The 17,694-nt window shown below is 40.3% G+C and carries 25 protein-coding genes; 6 read left to right on the forward strand and 19 right to left on the reverse strand.

Translation table 11 applies throughout. The features are described 5' to 3' along the window. Nucleotides 1-192: 192 nt before the first annotated feature. The 5 genes from I2I04_RS20635 to I2I04_RS20655 are packed head-to-tail and all read right to left on the reverse strand — an operon-like array spanning nt 193 to nt 3,530. Entirely contained in the window at nt 193-1,038 is an 846-nt protein-coding gene (locus I2I04_RS20635; protein ID WP_016278628.1) for a hypothetical protein, read from the reverse strand. Beyond that, nucleotides 1,028-1,618: a hypothetical protein gene (locus tag I2I04_RS20640; protein WP_008669452.1), complete on the reverse strand. Its 591-nt coding sequence runs from the start codon at nt 1,616-1,618 to the stop codon at nt 1,028-1,030. The genes I2I04_RS20635 and I2I04_RS20640 overlap by 11 nt, the downstream gene beginning before the upstream one ends. Continuing rightward, complete coding sequence (locus I2I04_RS20645; RefSeq protein ID WP_008669454.1) at nt 1,609-2,010, reverse strand: hypothetical protein; 402 nt, start codon at nt 2,008-2,010, stop codon at nt 1,609-1,611. The genes I2I04_RS20640 and I2I04_RS20645 overlap by 10 nt, the downstream gene beginning before the upstream one ends. Beyond that, nucleotides 2,007-2,453, reverse strand: a complete 447-nt coding sequence (locus I2I04_RS20650) for a hypothetical protein (RefSeq protein WP_008669455.1) — start codon at nt 2,451-2,453, stop codon at nt 2,007-2,009. The genes I2I04_RS20645 and I2I04_RS20650 overlap by 4 nt, the downstream gene beginning before the upstream one ends. A 27-nt stretch (nt 2,454-2,480) precedes the next feature. Then, nucleotides 2,481-3,530, reverse strand: coding sequence for a hypothetical protein (locus tag I2I04_RS20655; RefSeq protein ID WP_032939452.1), 1,050 nt, complete (start codon nt 3,528-3,530; stop codon nt 2,481-2,483). A gap of 239 nt (nt 3,531-3,769) precedes the next feature. Here I2I04_RS20655 and I2I04_RS20660 point away from each other — a divergent pair, with 239 nt between their 5' ends. Continuing rightward, on the forward strand, nt 3,770-4,381 hold the full coding sequence (locus tag I2I04_RS20660; RefSeq protein ID WP_195457670.1) for a recombinase family protein: 612 nt from the start codon (nt 3,770-3,772) through the stop codon (nt 4,379-4,381). 266 nt (nt 4,382-4,647) lie between these two features. Continuing rightward, nucleotides 4,648-4,941: an HU family DNA-binding protein gene (locus I2I04_RS20665; protein WP_272204886.1), complete on the forward strand. Its 294-nt coding sequence runs from the start codon at nt 4,648-4,650 to the stop codon at nt 4,939-4,941. A 127-nt stretch (nt 4,942-5,068) separates the two neighbouring features. Here the strand turns inward: I2I04_RS20665 and I2I04_RS20670 are convergent, their stop codons facing one another. Then, the gene (locus I2I04_RS20670; protein ID WP_195366459.1) at nt 5,069-5,416 is read right to left on the reverse strand and encodes a single-stranded DNA-binding protein; all 348 of its coding nucleotides are present in this window, start codon (nt 5,414-5,416) and stop codon (nt 5,069-5,071) included. Between the two features lie 433 nt (nt 5,417-5,849). Between I2I04_RS20670 and I2I04_RS20675 the strand changes: the two genes are divergently transcribed. Continuing rightward, a complete protein-coding gene (locus I2I04_RS20675) occupies nt 5,850-6,047 on the forward strand; it encodes an RNA helicase (RefSeq protein ID WP_195366460.1) in 198 nt (65 codons plus the stop codon). A gap of 60 nt (nt 6,048-6,107) precedes the next feature. Here I2I04_RS20675 and I2I04_RS20680 read toward each other — a convergent pair whose 3' ends face one another. The 3 genes from I2I04_RS20680 to I2I04_RS20690 are packed head-to-tail and all read right to left on the reverse strand — an operon-like array spanning nt 6,108 to nt 6,900. After that, the gene (locus I2I04_RS20680) at nt 6,108-6,365 is read right to left on the reverse strand and encodes a hypothetical protein (RefSeq protein WP_195366461.1); all 258 of its coding nucleotides are present in this window, start codon (nt 6,363-6,365) and stop codon (nt 6,108-6,110) included. Nucleotides 6,366-6,411: 46 nt separating this feature from the next. Next, nucleotides 6,412-6,588 (reverse strand): ribonuclease P, encoded by a 177-nt coding sequence (locus I2I04_RS20685; protein ID WP_107031495.1) that lies wholly within the window; start codon nt 6,586-6,588, stop codon nt 6,412-6,414. Nucleotides 6,589-6,606: 18 nt separating this feature from the next. Continuing rightward, the gene (locus I2I04_RS20690) at nt 6,607-6,900 is read right to left on the reverse strand and encodes a hypothetical protein (protein ID WP_195366462.1); all 294 of its coding nucleotides are present in this window, start codon (nt 6,898-6,900) and stop codon (nt 6,607-6,609) included. Nucleotides 6,901-6,970: 70 nt separating this feature from the next. On the opposite strand from I2I04_RS20690, the gene I2I04_RS23440 reads away from it, so the two are divergent. Both I2I04_RS23440 and I2I04_RS20695 read left to right on the forward strand, forming a co-directional pair. Then, entirely contained in the window at nt 6,971-7,099 is a 129-nt protein-coding gene (locus I2I04_RS23440) for a hypothetical protein (RefSeq protein ID WP_255553107.1), read from the forward strand. After that, nucleotides 7,096-7,284 carry a hypothetical protein gene (locus tag I2I04_RS20695; RefSeq protein ID WP_195366463.1) on the forward strand — a complete coding sequence of 63 codons (189 nt, stop codon included), beginning with the start codon at nt 7,096-7,098 and terminating at the stop codon, nt 7,282-7,284. Before I2I04_RS23440 ends, I2I04_RS20695 begins: the two co-directional genes overlap by 4 nt. A 620-nt stretch (nt 7,285-7,904) precedes the next feature. On the opposite strand, the gene I2I04_RS20700 is transcribed toward I2I04_RS20695, so the two are convergent. Both I2I04_RS20700 and I2I04_RS20705 read right to left on the reverse strand, forming a co-directional pair. Further along, the gene (locus I2I04_RS20700) at nt 7,905-8,492 is read right to left on the reverse strand and encodes a tyrosine-type recombinase/integrase (RefSeq protein ID WP_120081157.1); all 588 of its coding nucleotides are present in this window, start codon (nt 8,490-8,492) and stop codon (nt 7,905-7,907) included. Between the two features lie 397 nt (nt 8,493-8,889). Continuing rightward, nucleotides 8,890-9,336 carry a JAB domain-containing protein gene (locus I2I04_RS20705; RefSeq protein ID WP_008649616.1) on the reverse strand — a complete coding sequence of 149 codons (447 nt, stop codon included), beginning with the start codon at nt 9,334-9,336 and terminating at the stop codon, nt 8,890-8,892. Between the two features lie 811 nt (nt 9,337-10,147). On the opposite strand from I2I04_RS20705, the gene I2I04_RS20710 reads away from it, so the two are divergent. Then, nucleotides 10,148-10,738 (forward strand): hypothetical protein, encoded by a 591-nt coding sequence (locus I2I04_RS20710; RefSeq protein WP_008649615.1) that lies wholly within the window; start codon nt 10,148-10,150, stop codon nt 10,736-10,738. Nucleotides 10,739-10,935: 197 nt separating this feature from the next. On the opposite strand, the gene I2I04_RS20715 is transcribed toward I2I04_RS20710, so the two are convergent. From I2I04_RS20715 to I2I04_RS20750, 8 genes are all read right to left on the reverse strand, one after another. Continuing rightward, a complete protein-coding gene (locus tag I2I04_RS20715) occupies nt 10,936-11,610 on the reverse strand; it encodes a hypothetical protein (RefSeq protein ID WP_410489791.1) in 675 nt (224 codons plus the stop codon). After that, the gene (locus I2I04_RS20720) at nt 11,540-11,731 is read right to left on the reverse strand and encodes a hypothetical protein (RefSeq protein ID WP_008649611.1); all 192 of its coding nucleotides are present in this window, start codon (nt 11,729-11,731) and stop codon (nt 11,540-11,542) included. The genes I2I04_RS20715 and I2I04_RS20720 overlap by 71 nt, the downstream gene beginning before the upstream one ends. A gap of 2 nt (nt 11,732-11,733) precedes the next feature. Then, nucleotides 11,734-11,907 (reverse strand): hypothetical protein, encoded by a 174-nt coding sequence (locus I2I04_RS20725; RefSeq protein WP_005679021.1) that lies wholly within the window; start codon nt 11,905-11,907, stop codon nt 11,734-11,736. 277 nt (nt 11,908-12,184) lie between these two features. Continuing rightward, nucleotides 12,185-14,008, reverse strand: a complete 1,824-nt coding sequence (locus I2I04_RS20730; protein WP_195655795.1) for a DEAD/DEAH box helicase family protein — start codon at nt 14,006-14,008, stop codon at nt 12,185-12,187. A gap of 3 nt (nt 14,009-14,011) precedes the next feature. Continuing rightward, the gene (locus tag I2I04_RS20735; RefSeq protein ID WP_117809468.1) at nt 14,012-14,479 is read right to left on the reverse strand and encodes a hypothetical protein; all 468 of its coding nucleotides are present in this window, start codon (nt 14,477-14,479) and stop codon (nt 14,012-14,014) included. Nucleotides 14,480-14,532: 53 nt separating this feature from the next. After that, on the reverse strand, nt 14,533-14,985 hold the full coding sequence (locus tag I2I04_RS20740) for a hypothetical protein (protein ID WP_117809467.1): 453 nt from the start codon (nt 14,983-14,985) through the stop codon (nt 14,533-14,535). A gap of 242 nt (nt 14,986-15,227) precedes the next feature. Next, nucleotides 15,228-16,241, reverse strand: coding sequence for a hypothetical protein (locus I2I04_RS20745; protein WP_195655796.1), 1,014 nt, complete (start codon nt 16,239-16,241; stop codon nt 15,228-15,230). Between the two features lie 86 nt (nt 16,242-16,327). Then, entirely contained in the window at nt 16,328-17,599 is a 1,272-nt protein-coding gene (locus I2I04_RS20750) for a phage integrase SAM-like domain-containing protein (protein ID WP_117809465.1), read from the reverse strand. Nucleotides 17,600-17,694: the final 95 nt, after the last annotated feature.

Below are 17,694 nucleotides of genomic sequence, written 5' to 3' on the forward strand. Positions count from 1 at the left end.
CCGCCCTGTCCCAGCTTGCTGCTTGAACGGACAGCCTTCCGACGGTCGATAGACGGTCGGGGTATTAGGCTCCCCCTTCCCTTTGTTTCGTGGCAGACGGGCAAGCCCGTGTGCCTCTTATAACCGGCAGGATAACCGTTAAGGGATGGAGGTGGATTGTTCGCGTTATACAATCTGTTTTCGACTCCCGGTTCAATCCACCATCGCCTGTGCCTTCGCCAGAAGCGATAAAAAGGGTTTGCAAAGCGATTTGAAGCGTTCTTTGTCCTCGTCCATGTCGAAGTCCGTCACTGATGCCTCGGTGTCGAGAATCAGCCCGGCGAGGTCTTTGGCAGACTCGATGAAAGCAGCCCATTCTTCACCGAGGTCAAACCGGAAGAAATCCACAAGCGGCGAACTGTCATCGAATCTCGACTTGTGCAGGATTTTTTGCAGGGCGGCGTGGGCAATGCAGCACAAGGCTGTTTCACGATGTTCCGTGACCAAAGTGCCGGAATGTGCGGAGGTCGTGTTGGAATGGGTGTCCGAACAGAGTCCGGTGTCACGGTCGGCAGTTTCGGACATCGCCTGACTTACGAGTTGTCCACACGCTGTGCCGGTTTCGGCAGCGGTCGTTTTGCCGATTACCCAATCGGACAATACCTCACGGAGCTGTCCGGTAAAGTCCGGCTGCTCCTGTGCATTGCGGGGCTGTGCTGCCTGACCGGATTGTACGGTCATGGTAATGACCACGCTTTTGGGAAGCTGGATGCGGGTCAGCAAGCCGAATGCCTCCATTGCACTCAAAAAAGAACGGACAGTAGCCCTGTGCCAATGCCACTCCGATGCGAGGTCGGAAACGGTCAGGTGGCACTGGTTGGGTTGCAGCACGTAGTCCTTCTTTCTTAAAAACGGGGAGACGAAACCTACCAGTGATTTGTCCAACAGGTCACAGTACGCTTCGGTGCGTGTTTTGCGTTCATCCCCTTTCTCCTTGAGATATTCGAATACCTCCCTGTCTGCCAATATGGAAACAGGTATCTTTTGGTTATTTTTCATTTTCATTCGGTTTTAATGATTCATATTGTGCGGATATATCAGTGTTGCCGCTGTACGCTTCATGCGGCAGATTTGCGTGATGATTGTCGTGATAGGATTCTGACAACATTCCGGGATGCTTTGCCCATCCGGAAAGTGTGCCCGTATCCTTGCATTCGGACATGACCCGAACGGAGGGATAGAACAGGGCTGCCAGAAGAAGATAGGCAATGGTTATTGCCAAGGTGTACAGATGCGGCACAAAGCCGATGACCAGTGCGACCGACGCGAGTGTGACAAATGCACGGGGGCGGTCAAGCAACCTGCGTAACCAGTTGTCCGTCCGTCGGAACGAGAACATCGCGGCACAGACACCGGTAGAGAGTAGGATTCCAAACTCGCCCATGTGTCCACAGGCATATACATAATGGAAAAGAAGCAGGCATATCAGCCATACTTGCACATATAGTTTACGGGCGTTGCCGCTTCGTGCCATTGCCATGTAAAAGGTTGCCATGAACCGCTTGTTGTTCTTGTACAATGACATGGATACCCCGAAAGGTATCACGCAGAAAATGAGTAGCAGGATATTCAGTAACATAAGTAATAGGGCTTTTCGGGTATGGGAGCGGGACACACAATGAGTTCCAATTGGATAATGCCGTATGTTGCCAGCCGGATAAGGGTTTCGGCATCCTTGGGCGAAAAGTACATGGCCGCTTTCTTGATGCGCTGCTTGAATGTACTGTCTTGCTTTCGGTAGATGGCCAAAGCCTTGTCCAGTTCGTGTTCGGGAATAGTCCATGTCATACCCTCGGCGTGTATGCCGTTCGTCTTGAAGGCACGCAGTACCAATGTACGGGAAACGAGGTAGTCGGTGCGGTCGGTTCTTGAGATGATATGCTCCTTGTAGAGATTGTCATCGGCAACCTCTATCCACGTCCGGTAGGTGTTGATGCAATAGACCATCTGTCGGTATAAAGTTTCTCTCATATGAAATTCATCAGCACGTCGGACTTGTCTTTCTTGTATTTCAGGAACCCGCTTTTGGAGTGAAGTTCCAAATCGAGGCATAGGTCCCCGTACATCTGCTCCAAAGAATCATAGATGGTAACAAGGATGCTGTTTACATTGCCCTCGGCATCCGTCTTGGCGTTCATCTTGAACATCTGTCCGAAAGCGGGATTGGAGTATGCACAAGTGCTATGACCGAATTTTTCCGTCCGCATCGGGATATGGTGGTAAAGCGTGATCAACTCCATGTCGTCCTCAAACATATCCATTACTTCGTCCAGTTCGTAAGGGGTGCGCAACGGAAACGTAAGCAGCACATAGTCGCCGTAGAACTGCGGTTCTTCCATCGTCGTCACATCGAGCAACTGCGGAAGTTGCAGGGGGACGAATGCCATGAAGTCATTATAAAAATGTCGTAACATATTCATATATTTTTCTGTTGTTATATTTTACAGCGTGTGTATGAATGCTTCCATCAGCATTCCGGGCAGCTCGTCCAAGCGGTTGTCTCCGGGGTGCAGCATCCTGCCCAACTCCCTGAAAGCGTCGGGTGTCTGCGAGGCAAGCATATCGAGTTGCTCTCTTTCTTCGGCTGAAAGCAACGCCAGGCAGAAACCGTCCAACGACGAATAAGGCTGGAGAAGCATCCAGATGTAAGCTTGTGCCTGTGCCGGTGTCTTGACTTTTTTATTGCAGATGTCGTCGATACAGGTTCGGACATTCTGAATCAGCCTGCGGTTGGTGCGCATGGCCAAATAAATCATGGCATTGCGATAGGTGATGTCGTTCCGTTCGGCGGCAAGGAATACCTGTGCGCAGCATCGTTCCGTGTCATGCGTGATGTCGGAAAGATTCTCGCCGTCGAAATCAGGCAGACGTGAAAGGAATGCCCGGTACACAGCATCCTCCTTTTCGATAAAGGTCGTCAGGTCTGCCATACAATGAATACCGTAATCAATCGTTTCAGCAAGGGTAGTTCGATAAGTGGCAAGAATGTGTTGTCGGTTTCTCTGACTGACGGGCTGGTTATCCAATGAGGCAAAGAACGGCCGGATTGTTTCAGCCGCACGGTGCAACTCTTTGTCTTCAAGATGCGGCGAGATTTGTTCTTTTACCCACAGTATATCCTTATAAGTGCGTGTCTGAGACAGCACCATCCGTGAAAATTCCATGCGGATGGAATCATGTACCTGTTCACACTCTTCTCTTACAGTGGAATGAAGTCGGCCAAGCGTATCACATTCGAGATACAGGAATACGGAATCCCTCAATGTTTGCCATTGCTTGAGGTGTCCGGTCAATTCTTTAATGGAGAGTTTTTTCTGCCTGCGTATGTCGGACAGGTATTCCCTGTATGTTCCGGCAGGATCATTCTTGGCTTTCGCCAATCGTTTGCCATTGCCGTTGTCGCATGACGCGCATAGGAATATGGCAATCGAAACGGCAATTATTTTGGCAAAGATTATCGGCTGTTTTAAGTTCGATTTTGATGTTTTCATACTATATTGTTTCGTACTATTTAGTGCAAAACTATATATTATTTTTGATACTTCGTATCCAGAAAACCGTATTTTGTGCATTTTTTAATATCGGACTTAATGATATGATTACCAATGAAAACAAGTGAAGATAAAAACATGAAAAAATGTACGATTTTCGTTTTTTAATATAGTATGATTCATATACTCGAATAAAACTTGTATATTTGCACTTGTTATCATGAATATTGTATATTGATATGGCAAAAGTCGGTTATATATTCGAGGCGAATTCCTACGATGCGTTTGATGCGGATAAGGAATGGATGCGCCAGTACGGGTGTGTACAGGTGATTGAAGAATCGGTCGGGCACGAGACGCTCCGACCGAGATGGAAGCAACTGATGTCGAATCTTGAAAGAGGCGACGAATTGGTGGTGTCGAAATTCAGCAATGCCGTGCGTGGTTTACGGGAACTATCGGCATTGATCGAGCTATGCCGTATCAAGGTCGTGCGCATCATATCCATCCACGATAAGATTGACACCGGCAACAAATTGTTCCCGGACACGACACCGGCGGAGGTGCTGACCATGTTCGGGGCACTGCCGGAGGAAGTGGCCGTTTTGCGGAAGTCGTCGGATAAGATAATACGCCTACAGCAGAGCATCAGCGCACCGGTTAACTCCAAGTGCTTGAGCAAAACGGAACGGGATAAAAAAATCGTGGATATGTATAACAATGGCTATTCAATCCCGGACATTTGGAAAGAGAGCGGCGTCAAGAGCAAGAGTACGGTGTACAGCATACTCAACAAATACAAGGTGCGGCTTAACCGGACACCGGGACGTGTGCCGGGCAGACGGAAATAGAACCTGTGTAAATCAAAAATAGATACTGAAAATCAGTAGGTTATTTGTGTAATTTGCCGATTTTTCGTATCTTTATGTTGGATATAACTATATAAAAACAAGTCCTATGGGAGATATTATAATTGTATTACTGGTGTTTTGGGTTTTCGGCAAGCTCTTGAAGGGTGTGTTCGGGGGATTCAGCAAAAGCAGTTTTCGGGATGACAAATAACCCCGGATTGTTGTAACTGGCAGATATTTGTTAATTTTGCACCGTATTCATAAAAATCAAGAACAATATGACAAAAGCGGAAATTGTCGCCCAAATATCGCGGCAAAGCGGAATAGAAAAAGCTGTTGTGATGACAGTGGTAGAGTCGTTCATGGAAAACGTGAAGGATTCGATGGTTGCAGGAAACGAGGTGTTCCTGCGTGGGTTCGGCAGCTTTGTAATAAAGCGGAGAGCTGAAAAGACAGCCCGGAACATATCGAAGAACACGACCATTAAAATCCCTGCACACAACATCCCTGCATTCAAACCGGCTAAAGCATTTATGAATGCGGTAAAAGAGAACAAGTAGGTTGCACTCATTTATAAAAGTACGGATGGTGCAATGATACCGTAACGAGTAAAACAAAAGCGACCTTCGGGTCGCTTTTGTCGTGACAAGGCAAGGATTGTTTCTTGCCTTTTTCATTGTTTTCCGGTTACTCAGGAGTTTCTTCCTTTTCGACGGGCGGATAGAACTTGACGGCAACCATCACGATACGGTTGTGTTTTACACCGCTCTTGTCGCACCATTCTTCGGGTTTGAAATACCCCTCGATGGTAAGCATCGTACCCTTGGTCAACTGGTCGAATGACCCGGTGTTCTCGTTTTTGCGCCACGCCTCAAAATTCATAAAGGCGGAAACACGTTTGGATTCCTGACCATTATTCTCCAGTCGGCTTACCGCCAAAGGAAAACGTGCGACACTGGCGTTGGTGAACTGACGGATTTCTGCATCTTTCCCTACGAAACCGGTTACTACGAAATTGTTTTCAATCTTTTTCATTGCGAATTGTTTTTAGAAGTTATTAAATCAATTTTACGCTGCCTCAAAAAGTAGATGCAGTGAAAGGGATGCACCAAGGCCGGACGTATCAATACTCTTTATTTTTGTCCGCAGGCAAAACCGAAAGGCTCGATAAAGGAAGATTGTACGGCTGCGCCATTGGTCAAGACTTCCAAAGTCGTTCCCGTCTGCATACTATCTTTGCATCGGAAAATGATGATGACTTCGTTAGAAAAACTATTCCGAAAAAGGGCGGAAAACCGTAGTTACCGGGGAAGTGAAAGGGCTGTCCGTCCACCGACGCAAAATAGTGTGCGTTTCGGCAGCAAGTTCGCAAGAATCGGCAGGGATTACCGTGTGATGCCGTTCGTACTGGATTGAGGCGGCAACAAACAGGACGCAGGACTGACAGGGTGCTGTAACGTGGAGGGGAATGGCAACGAAGTGGCGACAAAGAGCAGAAACAGGGTATCGGGGTGCTGTCATGTTCCCGTTCGGCAGAAAGAAGAGGGAAAAGAAGGGGAAAAGGAAAGAACCCGGCTTGTCGGAAAAGTGGCCGTCCGCTTTTCACAAGTACCCGGTTTATATAAAAGGATATGGCGCAGCCAAAAAAGAGAGATGGAACTGTTAAAAAGGAAATGGGGGTGTCTGGGTTGGGTGGTTATCCCATCCCAGACTGTTCAGCTCGTCATCAAAATTCAGCCATGATGACGCGATGCTCGAAAATTTTTCCCTTATCGCTGGGGCGTCTTTGGCAGACCCATAAATGATGCTTGCCATAGCCAAAGACAAAATAATCGTCAAGGTGTGTTTTTGCTTGTAGGTGTTCCATGCCGGTACGCAGTTCCGTCTCGTCTGTTGAGAAAAGAATCGTGTTGATGATGCGGAAGTAGAGTTCTGTCACTTCATCGCAATAAGGGCAAAAGCTATGTTCAATCGTTACTTTCATGTTCCGTTGGTTTTAATACATTTCTACTGTATATTCAATTCTGAGCCTAATCGTAAATAATCACTTCGTCACGGTACTCGACCACTTCTTTTCCGCTACTAAGACGCACTACTATTTTATTGCCGAAATCGCCGACAACCGTTCCCTCAGTGTAGCCTTTATAGGGCGTGAGCAGGGTGCAGTGCGCACCGATAATTTCGCTATCTTCTTCGTATTCGTACATAGTCATGTCATTTTATGGTTACAGCTTGATATTCCATTTCCCCTGTGAGAAAATTCGGAAGCTCACATATTCATCATCCAATTCATAGGTCAGAATCTTGATATAGGCTCCGTCTTTGGCATCCAACGATTCTACTAATTTATTGATTTCTTCTTCCGGGTAAACCCAGCGTGAAGAAAATTCCGCATCCACACTATTGCCCTGTCGATTGACAAAGCCGTTGAATTTATCGTCCAAGAAAGCCTCTATCTTATCGAGGTCTGTTTGGTTCTCTGTTCTTGCGTGAAAAATGTTTGTTGCATAGTTTGCCATAATCCTAAGTTTTAAGTTTTTATTTTCCCTCTTGTAGCATTTCAGCTACTTTCGGGCTTGATTGAAAATTATGTCGCCTCAAAAGGTGTCATGGCTCTTTATGCAGGGTTTCACGGCCAAATACGACCTCTGCCAAGCAGAGCGTGGAGATTTTGTCGGGAACCGTCAGGCTGTGACCTTGAATACAAGAAAGACATGACAAGTACCTTTGCGATACAATTCTCATCAGGCAGCCTGAAAGTCGATATGCAAGGATGTGGGAGTACACCCGCAATGGGTAATCTGCAAATGGGACTATGGAATAAAAGGGGATTGCAGCGAAAAGAGAAAATATCAATGGGGAATTATCTCTCTTTTGGCTGCATACAAGATATTCGGCACTGAAAGAACCGAAAAAACAGTTTAGTTTAGGTCATTAGTCATATATATGCTAAACCAAATAAAACTAAATATAGGCAGGCATATTTGCCTGTCTGTATATTTATGTCTTTATAAAAAAGCGTATCTTTGTGCAAGTGATTTTCTTTGGGAGAAAGCTAAAACCTACACTTTGGAGTTTTCGATTATTGTAAGAGGACGAAGATTGTGCGAGAACACATCAAAAACGGTGTCGAGTGCGAACAAGTGAAAAGAATGAAAAGTAATGCAACCAAAAAAACGGGAAATCACGAAAAAAAATGTTTCTGTTCCTGTTTTGTTTCTTTATTTCAAGAGTTACTTATATAAAACACTTATTTATAGTGTTTTATCATATATCAAAATAACATTGTCCAGATTTCAGATTAAGGATAATATATCAAACGCTCTTCGTTAACTATGTCCTTTCAGAACTATCTCCATAGAAGTCTGAAATTGCTACAAAGTTACTAAAAGCTGTTTAATTTGCAAGAACTATTGTTTATTAAAAGTTGAGAGCTGTCTCTGCTCAATAATTCAAGGTTGGTATGAAACTTGCCCAATCCCCATATAAGTAGAAATTCTGAACTTTCATACCAACCCAATTATCAGAAGCTAAGACAGTCATAAGTATTTAATAATTCCTCTTGCCTTAATCCCAAGTATCTCTTAGTAATTGATACACTGGAATGATTGAATAGCTCCATTAGCTTGACAAGTGCAAGCTCTGAATTATCATTATTCATGTTGTAAACCTGTCTGCCAAAGGTCTTTCTAAGAGAATGGCAACTGAAATTGCCTATATGCAACTTGTACTTCTTCTTAATCTCCTTCAACATGACATTGATTCTCTGAACTGTGTACACTGTTCCCTTCTGACTTATCAATACAGGAGCATTTATGCCAACTGGATTTATATGCTCATAACAATCTCTGATATGTTGCTGTAGCTGCATATTAATCCTAATAGTCCTTTGCTTTCCTGTTTTAATCTCTATAATTGTAAATTCTTCTGCATCTAGTATCTGATTCCACCTCAAAGCAAGAATATCAGAAATTCTTAGACCTGTGAAGCAACCCAAAGCAATAAGAAGTGACATCTTATAATTACTGTCCCTTGCCAACTTTCTTATTAAGTTCATCGCTTCGCTCCATTGCAGATAATCTGCTGTTGTACTTGAATATTTAAGTGACATAACGTTCTGTTTTATAGTGAAACTAATAAAAGTGAATATTAATTTTGAGTTGGAATATCTAACCTACTGATTACTAGCTAAACATTCACTAATAACAGAAGTGAATGTTATACTACTGGCTATAGCTAATAAAGAGTACCTATATATAGTATATAGATACCCTTATTAGTACTTCATGTACTACTTCATCGTAATAATCTTGTATATAGTCCAAATAATCATCAAGAAGAATACAATAGGTGAGATTGCACACGCAATAAAGAAAACTATAATCCAGAATGTAACGATTAATAATGCTTGTAACATAATCTTTGATTAAATTGATAACATAAAAGAATGTGTTCAAACCACCTTTGCAGATTAATTTGAACACATTCCCAATTTGAACACAAACAAGTTAAAGCGTACCTTCATCGCTAAAGCTATAATAGCTTTCACTTGTCATAATGATATGGTCTAGTACATTAATTCTCATTAGTTTGGCAGCTTCCTTAATACATCTCGTTAACTCAATATCCAGTGTGCTTGGCTTTAAATTCCCGCTTGGGTGATTGTGTGCCAAGATTAAAGATACAGAATTAGTTAGTAGGGCAGCCTGCAATATCATTCTGACATCTACGCTTGTCTCTGTTATCCCACCTTCGGATATTTGTGTATATCCCAAGACCTGGTTGGCTTGATTCAAGAATAATACTTTAAAGTACTCCTTGTAATCTATAGTCCCTTCTTTGAAGGTAGGCAGCAGAATCTGGAAAGCGTCAGCAGCACTGTAAACCTTGCTTCTGTTTCTGGTAGTTGGCTTATATGTAAGCTCTACTTCTCCAACTTTATAATCTAAATTCATAACGTCAATTATTAATGTGATTGTCTTGTTAATAACTGCTATCCTTTGAACAAGGCATATATTAGCAATAAGATATAGCCCGCTATTAATAAAGGAAAGGATAACATTGCCACAATCATTGTAGCAATGACAACTAACAGATAGAATAAACTTCTCATAAAATCCTGTTAATTTGAAATTCCCCTATCTGAAAGCTAAGCAAGCCACAATCAGTATTAATAATCCAATAAAGAATTGCGGCATTAGAATTAACGGCACAATTAGTATTGTACCAATCGTACATAACATCTTTAAATCTTCCATACATATTGTTTTAGATTAGTAATCAGTGAATAAAGCAGTAAATAGACGGCTTGACATGAAGAACTTCCTTTATCACCTGTCTTTGTGTCTGTCAATACAGAATCATATATTAATAATAGATGAGGCTGATATTCCAGAGATTCAGAAAGCTTGTGAGTTGGAAAGCGATTCACGCTAAACTATTTACTTCTCCAATAATGGGTGAGGGGGTGTAGAGTAGTTACACCGTTATAGAGTGCATAATATATACCTTATGCTCACTGCCTGACTAATAATTTTACTTTATCAAAGCATAAAGTTTAAATAGAAACACGACCTAAATCTAAAGGGGCGGGGGTATGATTTTAGATACTACCAAATTTGAGTTGGGGTATATAATATAAATAAATCTCATTAAAAGGTAGTACACTTATATATCTATATATTGTCAGATTCAAATAGATTGGTTACATTTGCATAAACTCATAATTATATGAATTATGGAATACATTAATGAATTTCACAAGCAATGGATAGAGCGTACCCGCCAATCAATAATCTCTTGGAGCAAGCAGCCTGTATCACCGGAAGAAGTAAGGAAGCAACAGGAGAAATTGAACCAACAGAGGGCTATAAGGGAAGGCAAATTAAAGAACTGATAGTATTTGCCAACGCCAACAACTTATGGATTGACTTGTCACACCTCAACATTACCTACATGGATAAGGGCGGTGAGAATGAAGTATTCCATGACGGTAAATCGTCTGTTATCAAGCTGAACAACTTTGAGTATGCAGGGGATGATTTGGAGAACTTCTTCATTCGCATTAACGCACACAATAAGTTCTTTAGTAATGTACCCTATCAGATGATTGGCTTCTCTTATAACAGCCGCCAAGAGTTCAGTGCAGTTCTCACACAACCTTACATATTGGCAGAACGGGAAGCAACAGAAGATGAAATTGTTGAATACATGGAAGCGCTTGGCTTTGAAATGGATTACATAGACGAGTTCCATAACGACCAATATGAAGTGTTTGATGCCGTTCCCAACAATGTGCTGTACGGTATTGACAAGGACTTGTATTTTATTGACACTCAAATCAGACTAAAGATGTAATTTGGATATATGTGTAGAGAGCCCCAACCTTATAATATGAATCTCATTAAAAGGTAGTGGTAGTATTCTTATCAAATGCTATCCCTGTCATTATTAATTCGACTTCATAAGCATATAAAGACTATATATTACAGTCAGAGGTCAAATTATACCCTCTCTTAATATAATTAATAACAGGTATAAAATGACCTCTTTACTTACTTATTAAAGCTAAGAGTTATATTAGGTAATAAATCTCCTGTAATGGGATGCCATTCTTTCTTTTGTTTGGCTTCATCATTGCTTATTAGTAATTCATTAGGAGTAAGTTCCAACCTGTCGGGAAACAGTTTTAACAATCCCGCCTGAAATAATTCAATATTATATTTGAATACTGTATTCTTGCTTATTCCCAACTTATTAGCTATTTCTATGTTAGTAAGAGGAATAGTATTGTTCTCTGCAATTAGTAATAGCTTGATATAATATCCTTTCACTTTCACACTTAGCTTAACTTGGGTAAACTTATGGGATAATGTGATAAAGCCTTTGTAATCCATGGCAGGTATCTTATACAGACTTCTCATTGTAAATTCATATACAGGGTGGTTGATTGGGCTGGGGTATTTCTTTCTTGTCAATATCGTGTCCATACTCTTATTGAAATTCTTTAATACACCTTTCTTCTCACCTGTAATCTTGGCTATATCTTCAATCCGTAGTCTTACATTATAATAGCTGTTTCTATATAGGGACAGACAGAAGAATCTATACAGGTCAGGCTCATTTAAGGCATTAATCATTGACTTATTAATGGTAGCATTATGAGTTCTTATGTTTGTCCTGTTTATTAGATGTTGTTTGGCAATATTCATTAGTAGCTGATTGAACATTATCGGTAAATAACAAATCTCTCTTCTCCCGTTCCAACTTGTAATAGTAGGCTGTACCAAAGTAAATCTTGGCTTCCTTCCTGTTGGCAAACTGCTTTCCTGTAGGTAAATGGATTATCATAATTAATCGGTTAGTCTTTGTAATGGGATATATACAGTATAATATCTTCCGTTCCTGTGTACCCTGCGTTTCATGTAGCCATTAAATTGCGCCCACATTCCGATTTGAAGTTTATTGTCCCGTACATTATTCTTCAAGGCTTTAATTCTGATTTCATGATAGGTAAGTTCTTTCATAGTAATTAATAAGATTAGAATAGGTTAGTAGTAATGAATCTCGGTAGGTTGCAGATAATCTGAATGTTATGTCATTTGAGGTACTGCAAAGGTAATAAATGTCAATGGCATTGCCTAACCATTATACCACAATCGGGAATGACAGACTACAGGATAAAACAAATCCCGATAATCCAAGTTAGTGATAACCGGACTATCAGGATTATAGCATATTCAACCTTTTATGAGGTGGGGTATATATATTGAACATTCTTCCCTAAAAGGTTGAATGGCTATATTACACTTTCTCTCTTACAAGCAACAGGGCTTTATCCTTCTTAATCCACACTTCTTTAGTTTCAAAGTATGAATTGATACTTTGGGCTGTTATCTTATTAGGCGGAGTAACTCCCAATAACTCGAATATACGAATCAGTTCTTCTTTAATATAGGTTAGTCTGTACTTCATTCCTACCTTGAATGAGGTCTTTATCAGTTGGATAGTCTCCGTTCCTTTGGCTCCCAACAGGTATTGTGCAACTATCATCCGCTTCTTGATTTCAGGATAGGAGTAATCCAGTTCTTCAATCACTTCCTTACCTACCAGTTCGTATGCTTCAACTATGAATGAATCCGTTCTTCTCAAATCAGCTTTAAATTCACGTTCCTGTTCTGTAAGGTCATTATTGCCTAGATATTCCAGTAACTTGACAATCTGCGTTCTCCTATCCTTTGTGCTAAGCGTCTTCAATCCCCGTTTGAATCGTAGGTCTTCATCTGTAAGGGCGGGACGGTCGGACAATGTAAATACGGAAGGCGTTAATATATCATTATGCTGTTCATAAGCCCGTTGAAGTGACTTCGCATCCCGATAATATCCAGTTACCAGTGCATCATTTATATAGTTGTCAACAGCAAACCAGTTCTTGTTACCATCGATGTCCAACATCTGATTGAATGGCAAACTGTCCATTGCAGCTTTATATGCTACCCTTGCCCCTTTACTGGCTGCCGCATCATAAAATGTTTTGAGTGTATTATATACTTCCTCGCTTGTCCTGACAAACTCATCTAGTTCTTCCTCGGTTCTCTGTGGCAGTTCGTACTTGGTATTGGTAACGTGGGTGACAGCTGTTATTCCATTCCTGAATCTGCCTATAATCTGGACTACATCGGAATATGGGTCAAGCATCGTCTGTTCTGCAAAGTACACATCAGTAACCAGTATGACATAAGGCTTGAAGTCCAGTTCAATATCCACCGCATTAAAGAAGCGACTGGTAAAGAAGTTGTATTGGCTCATTCTCTCTATATCCCAGTTCTCATAACATCGGTTGAAGTTATTCTGCTTTAACTTGTCTATGCTCTTGGGGGCGCAGAATACGGAAGACTTGTCAAACAGTTTAAGTTGGGATATTATAGAGTAGATAATATCTACAGAATTTATGAATATGAAGAAAGGTCTGTCTTTGTCTTGTCCTGTTATGAATGGCATCCAACCAAATTCCTCCCAAACTTCCCTTAATATGTTGGTTGAAGGCTTTATATCAATCTCCTTAGCGTAATCGTATGTAGGTTCAATCTTAATGATACTGAAACCGTTCTCTTCAAAACGTGGGTCACTGAATTTAAGCGGAGTTGCAGATACCAGCGCCTTCCCCTTGAACTTGAAGAAGTCATTCATAGGCAGGACAATATCACTTCTATAATCCACGTCCTTTATAGTCTTGTGAGCTTCATCAATAAGTAGGAAACAGGTATTATATATCTTGCCGTTAAATATCAGAAACGCATCTTTAACCTTCGTGAAGCTTTCGGGTGTAGTGAGTATCTTATAATATTTCCCCCTGCTTGCTCCTAGATATTTGATAATCCTGTCAGTAGTGACACCCTCATAGACACCCAGCAAATTGTCATTCTTATGTTTGGCAGAGTTACATTTACCGATTATTACAGGAACGTTCGGTTCTATAATGATGGAATGTCTTTGAGCCTTAATCTCGCTATAAGTCGCACCGATACCTGTCAGGGTCTTATAAAGAATGACATTGGACGGTATTTCTTCTAATACATCTGACAGATGTTTGTCCGGTGAATCAATCTCGATATATGTGGTTTCCATTTATTAAAGTAAAATAAAGTCACGTTCCTTTAGATATTCCAACAGCTCGTCTGTCTTCTTTAATTTAAATATCACCTTCCCGTTATCAAATGCCGATATGGCTCTTACAAATCCGCTTCCGTCTCTAGGCAGAGGACTGAACTGTACTGTCATTTTGCTTTCAATGAAGTTCTTCAACATACATAACTGGAAGTCTTCCTCTGTTTCTATCTCTCCCTGTATTCCGAATGGCTTCGCATCTATATCCTCAACCTCACCATTGATAAGGTAGTTCATAAGCCAGTAAACGTTATCTTCCTTAAAGATAACATATTTAAATGCGCTAACAGTTTTTGATTCAATCCATGCGCATGAGTAATTGGTTATGTCCTCATTGAAGAAGCCTATTGTAAGCTTCTCACCTCTAAGCATAAGTTTCTTGATAGTATTGTGGGCTTCTGTATTACCGTAATTATAAAGTATCTCTTTCATGTCTGTAAGTTAAAGAGAAAGGAGTGATTAGCTCCTCTCTCGTTGTTAATACTTTAAAACAATCCATTATCTTCAAGGTAGTTCTCTACTTCTACTGTACGTTTCAAACAGTAGATTACACGTCCTCTTGGATACGCAGTGTGAGCACAAAGATAATCAAATCCGCTTGTACTAATATAATCATCAGTGAAAGTCATATCAGATAAATTCTCTACGTCATCTTTAAACATCTGAAATTCCAATCCTTTAGATTCAATTGCTGTATGCTCACTCTTTAGATATTCCTCTAAATTAATATTATTATCATTCAAAGCGTCCATTACTGCTTTTATTAATTCATCATCTGCCCAACACGTAGCAATATATTTCATACCTCCAATCTTTGCAGAGACTTTAATATATGCTTTGCCTCTCTGTTCTTTGAAGCGAACATTCAAGTAAGATGCCTTATTGCACAAGTTAAATACTCTGGTTGATTCCTCTTTAGTGATTTTAATAGTTTCCATTGTTATCAATTTTAATGGGTGATACTTATTTATTAATACTCTGTAATCATCAACTTGGCGCCTTATTGTTTCTGATTACATTGCAAAGGTGAGGAATAGTTAGAAGGTGGGTAATAAAGAATAGAGAGCCATTTCAAGGCTATTCTTTAGATAGTAGTGTATCAGCAAGTTAGCTAATATGAGGATATAAAAAAACTACCACGTAATTACATGGTAGTCTGTGAGGATTGGTAGATTATTAATTACCAGAGATGTTCTGTAGATTGATTATTGGGTGAGAAATTGTAGTCTTCTGTCTGCTTGGGCTTCCATTGTGGTTTATAGCCTTGCTTTACCAAATAGGCTATTGCTGCATTGGTGTAGTTCTCATCATTATTGAAACTGTCCGCTTCAAATAATAATTCCATGTAGCCTAAAGTCATGCGTATCTGTTCACTCTTGGTCTTTAATGAGGAATATCTTTGTAACAGGTGGAATGTACCATACATGATTAGATTATGGGCTGCATTATTGGCTTTCCTGCCCTTCTTCTGTGAATATACTTCCTTCAATTCCTGTTGGGCTTCTTCCAAACTGTTTACTCCTAAATAGATGTGAAGATAGTTATCCAATAAATCTGTCAGCCAATAGCAAGAGTTATCAAGAGTAATCTTCTTAACTCCGTTATCAATGGTTATAGGACTGAATACCCTTAGCTCCTTCTTCTTGGAAGGTGAGTATCTCTTGGTATTCAGCAACTCATATAGCTTTAACATCTCTGGACGGACTTGTTCCAGATAAGGCAGTGTGTTCTCTGATATGGTAACTTCTGTGTAAAGTTCACCATTCTTATACTTCTCATATATGGTAGCTACAACAAGCAAACTTATTCCAATTACTCCGTCATTGTCAGTTTCACCATACTTCTGTAATAAATCAATCAGCCTTTCCAACATATTATTACTTGGCAGAGTGACAAGTATATTGTGTTCTGAATCCATAATGAAGCTACTTGGATTAAATGCCTTATTGGTAGAAATGGATTTGGAAGCATACCGTTTATAATCAAATACTCCGTTATCTACTGCAATAGTATTTAGAAATGAATGGTCTGTCATGTAGTTCTTACAAATATCTTCACTGATTCCGCTGGGATATTCATGGTAGTAAGTTGCTAACAGCTCATTCTCAAACATGGCACGCTTATAGCCAAAGTATTCCGTGAGTATGGGTTCTATCCTTTTTAATTCTGGAATTGGTAGTATGTAATCTCTCATATCGCTTCTTATATTAGTGCTGTAAAGATAAATAATGCTGTCCCATTATGCAATAGAACAGCATTACAAACTGCTACAGAATGTAATTACATTCTTCCAAATACGTACTTCACGACCTTCGCATTAGCCCTGTTCTCGTTGACGAAATCCCGCTCAATATAGATGTCCGTTACCCTCATTGTTTCATCAACGTGGTTTAACGCTGCATGGACTGTATATTTGTCAATTCCTACTTTATTGAGTGCTATGGTAGCCCATGAGTGGCGCGCTGCATAATATTCCAAGTCATCAATCTCCAATAATCTTCCAATCTCCTTTAAACCATAGTTTATGGCTTTATTAAAACCTTTCTCGTCAACGTAATATTGATAGAAATTGAAGAGGCGTTTACCTGTTTTATCCTTATACTTCTCAATGAGCGGTTGGGCTAATTTAGGTATATCAACCTTCATTTGAGCTTTATCCAGTCTGCGGTCTTTAGTCTTTGTACGATTATATGTAATTGTATTGCCTTTCATTTCAGTGGCATTGTATAAATCTGCTGAGTTCATACCCATAAGGCAGAATGAGAGAATGAAGCAATCCTTAGCCAAATTATAACGGCACGTAGCTTTGTAACCCTTCTTCATGTCCTTATATGGTAACTTCCATACCTTCTTTATAATATCTGCGGATATAGCTCTTTTACGGGTAGCTTCTTGTTTGGGTATTTCAAGTTCTATGAAGGGTGAGTTGGGAATTAAGATTAAATTCTTATCCTTCTTATTATACCTCTTCTTGGCTTCATTGAACAACTTCTTGATACTTATCAAATAAAGGGAGAGTGAACGATTAGAAGGAACACGTTTGCCTTGCTGCATTAATCTTTTAGTCCGTATCTCACGTTCTTTATTCAAGAATGATTTGAAGTCTTCTAAGAAGTCAAGAGTAATTAGATTAATATCCAACTCCTCCTTACCTATGAAACGCACTAAAGCATTAATGGCAGTTGTATAATTGGGTGCACCTTTGATTGTAGTTGAGGCTATCCATTCACGACTGAACTTTATAAAATTAATGGTCTGTTGTTTCTCCTGTTCTCCGTTCAGAAATTCAACTATCTCATCCAAAGAATAATGATTTTGGTCTAGTTGCAGTTTTAGACACTGTTCCCTGTAATAGAGAACAAGCCTATCTACCTCTCTCTTAATGGAAGTATCCTCTTTAAATTTGAGGGATTTAGTTAGGTCTTGTTGAGTTACAAACAGGTTGGTGGATAAACGTTTTACCTTGCGGTCTAATGTGAATCTAATCTTGACGTTATATGTTCCGTCAACTTTTAGTTCACTCCTTTTAATTTCAGCTTTAATAGTCAGCATATTAGCTCTATTTTAATTAGTCAACAATTAGTCAACATCTGCTTAAAATAGGAATAAATAATCAAGAGCAACAGACTTATATCTGGAGGGTTTAC

Origin of the sequence: Bacteroides sp. 1001136B_160425_E2 (assembly GCF_015559655.1) — a bacterium.
Taxonomy (GTDB): Bacteria; Bacteroidota; Bacteroidia; order Bacteroidales; family Bacteroidaceae; genus Bacteroides; species Bacteroides luhongzhouii.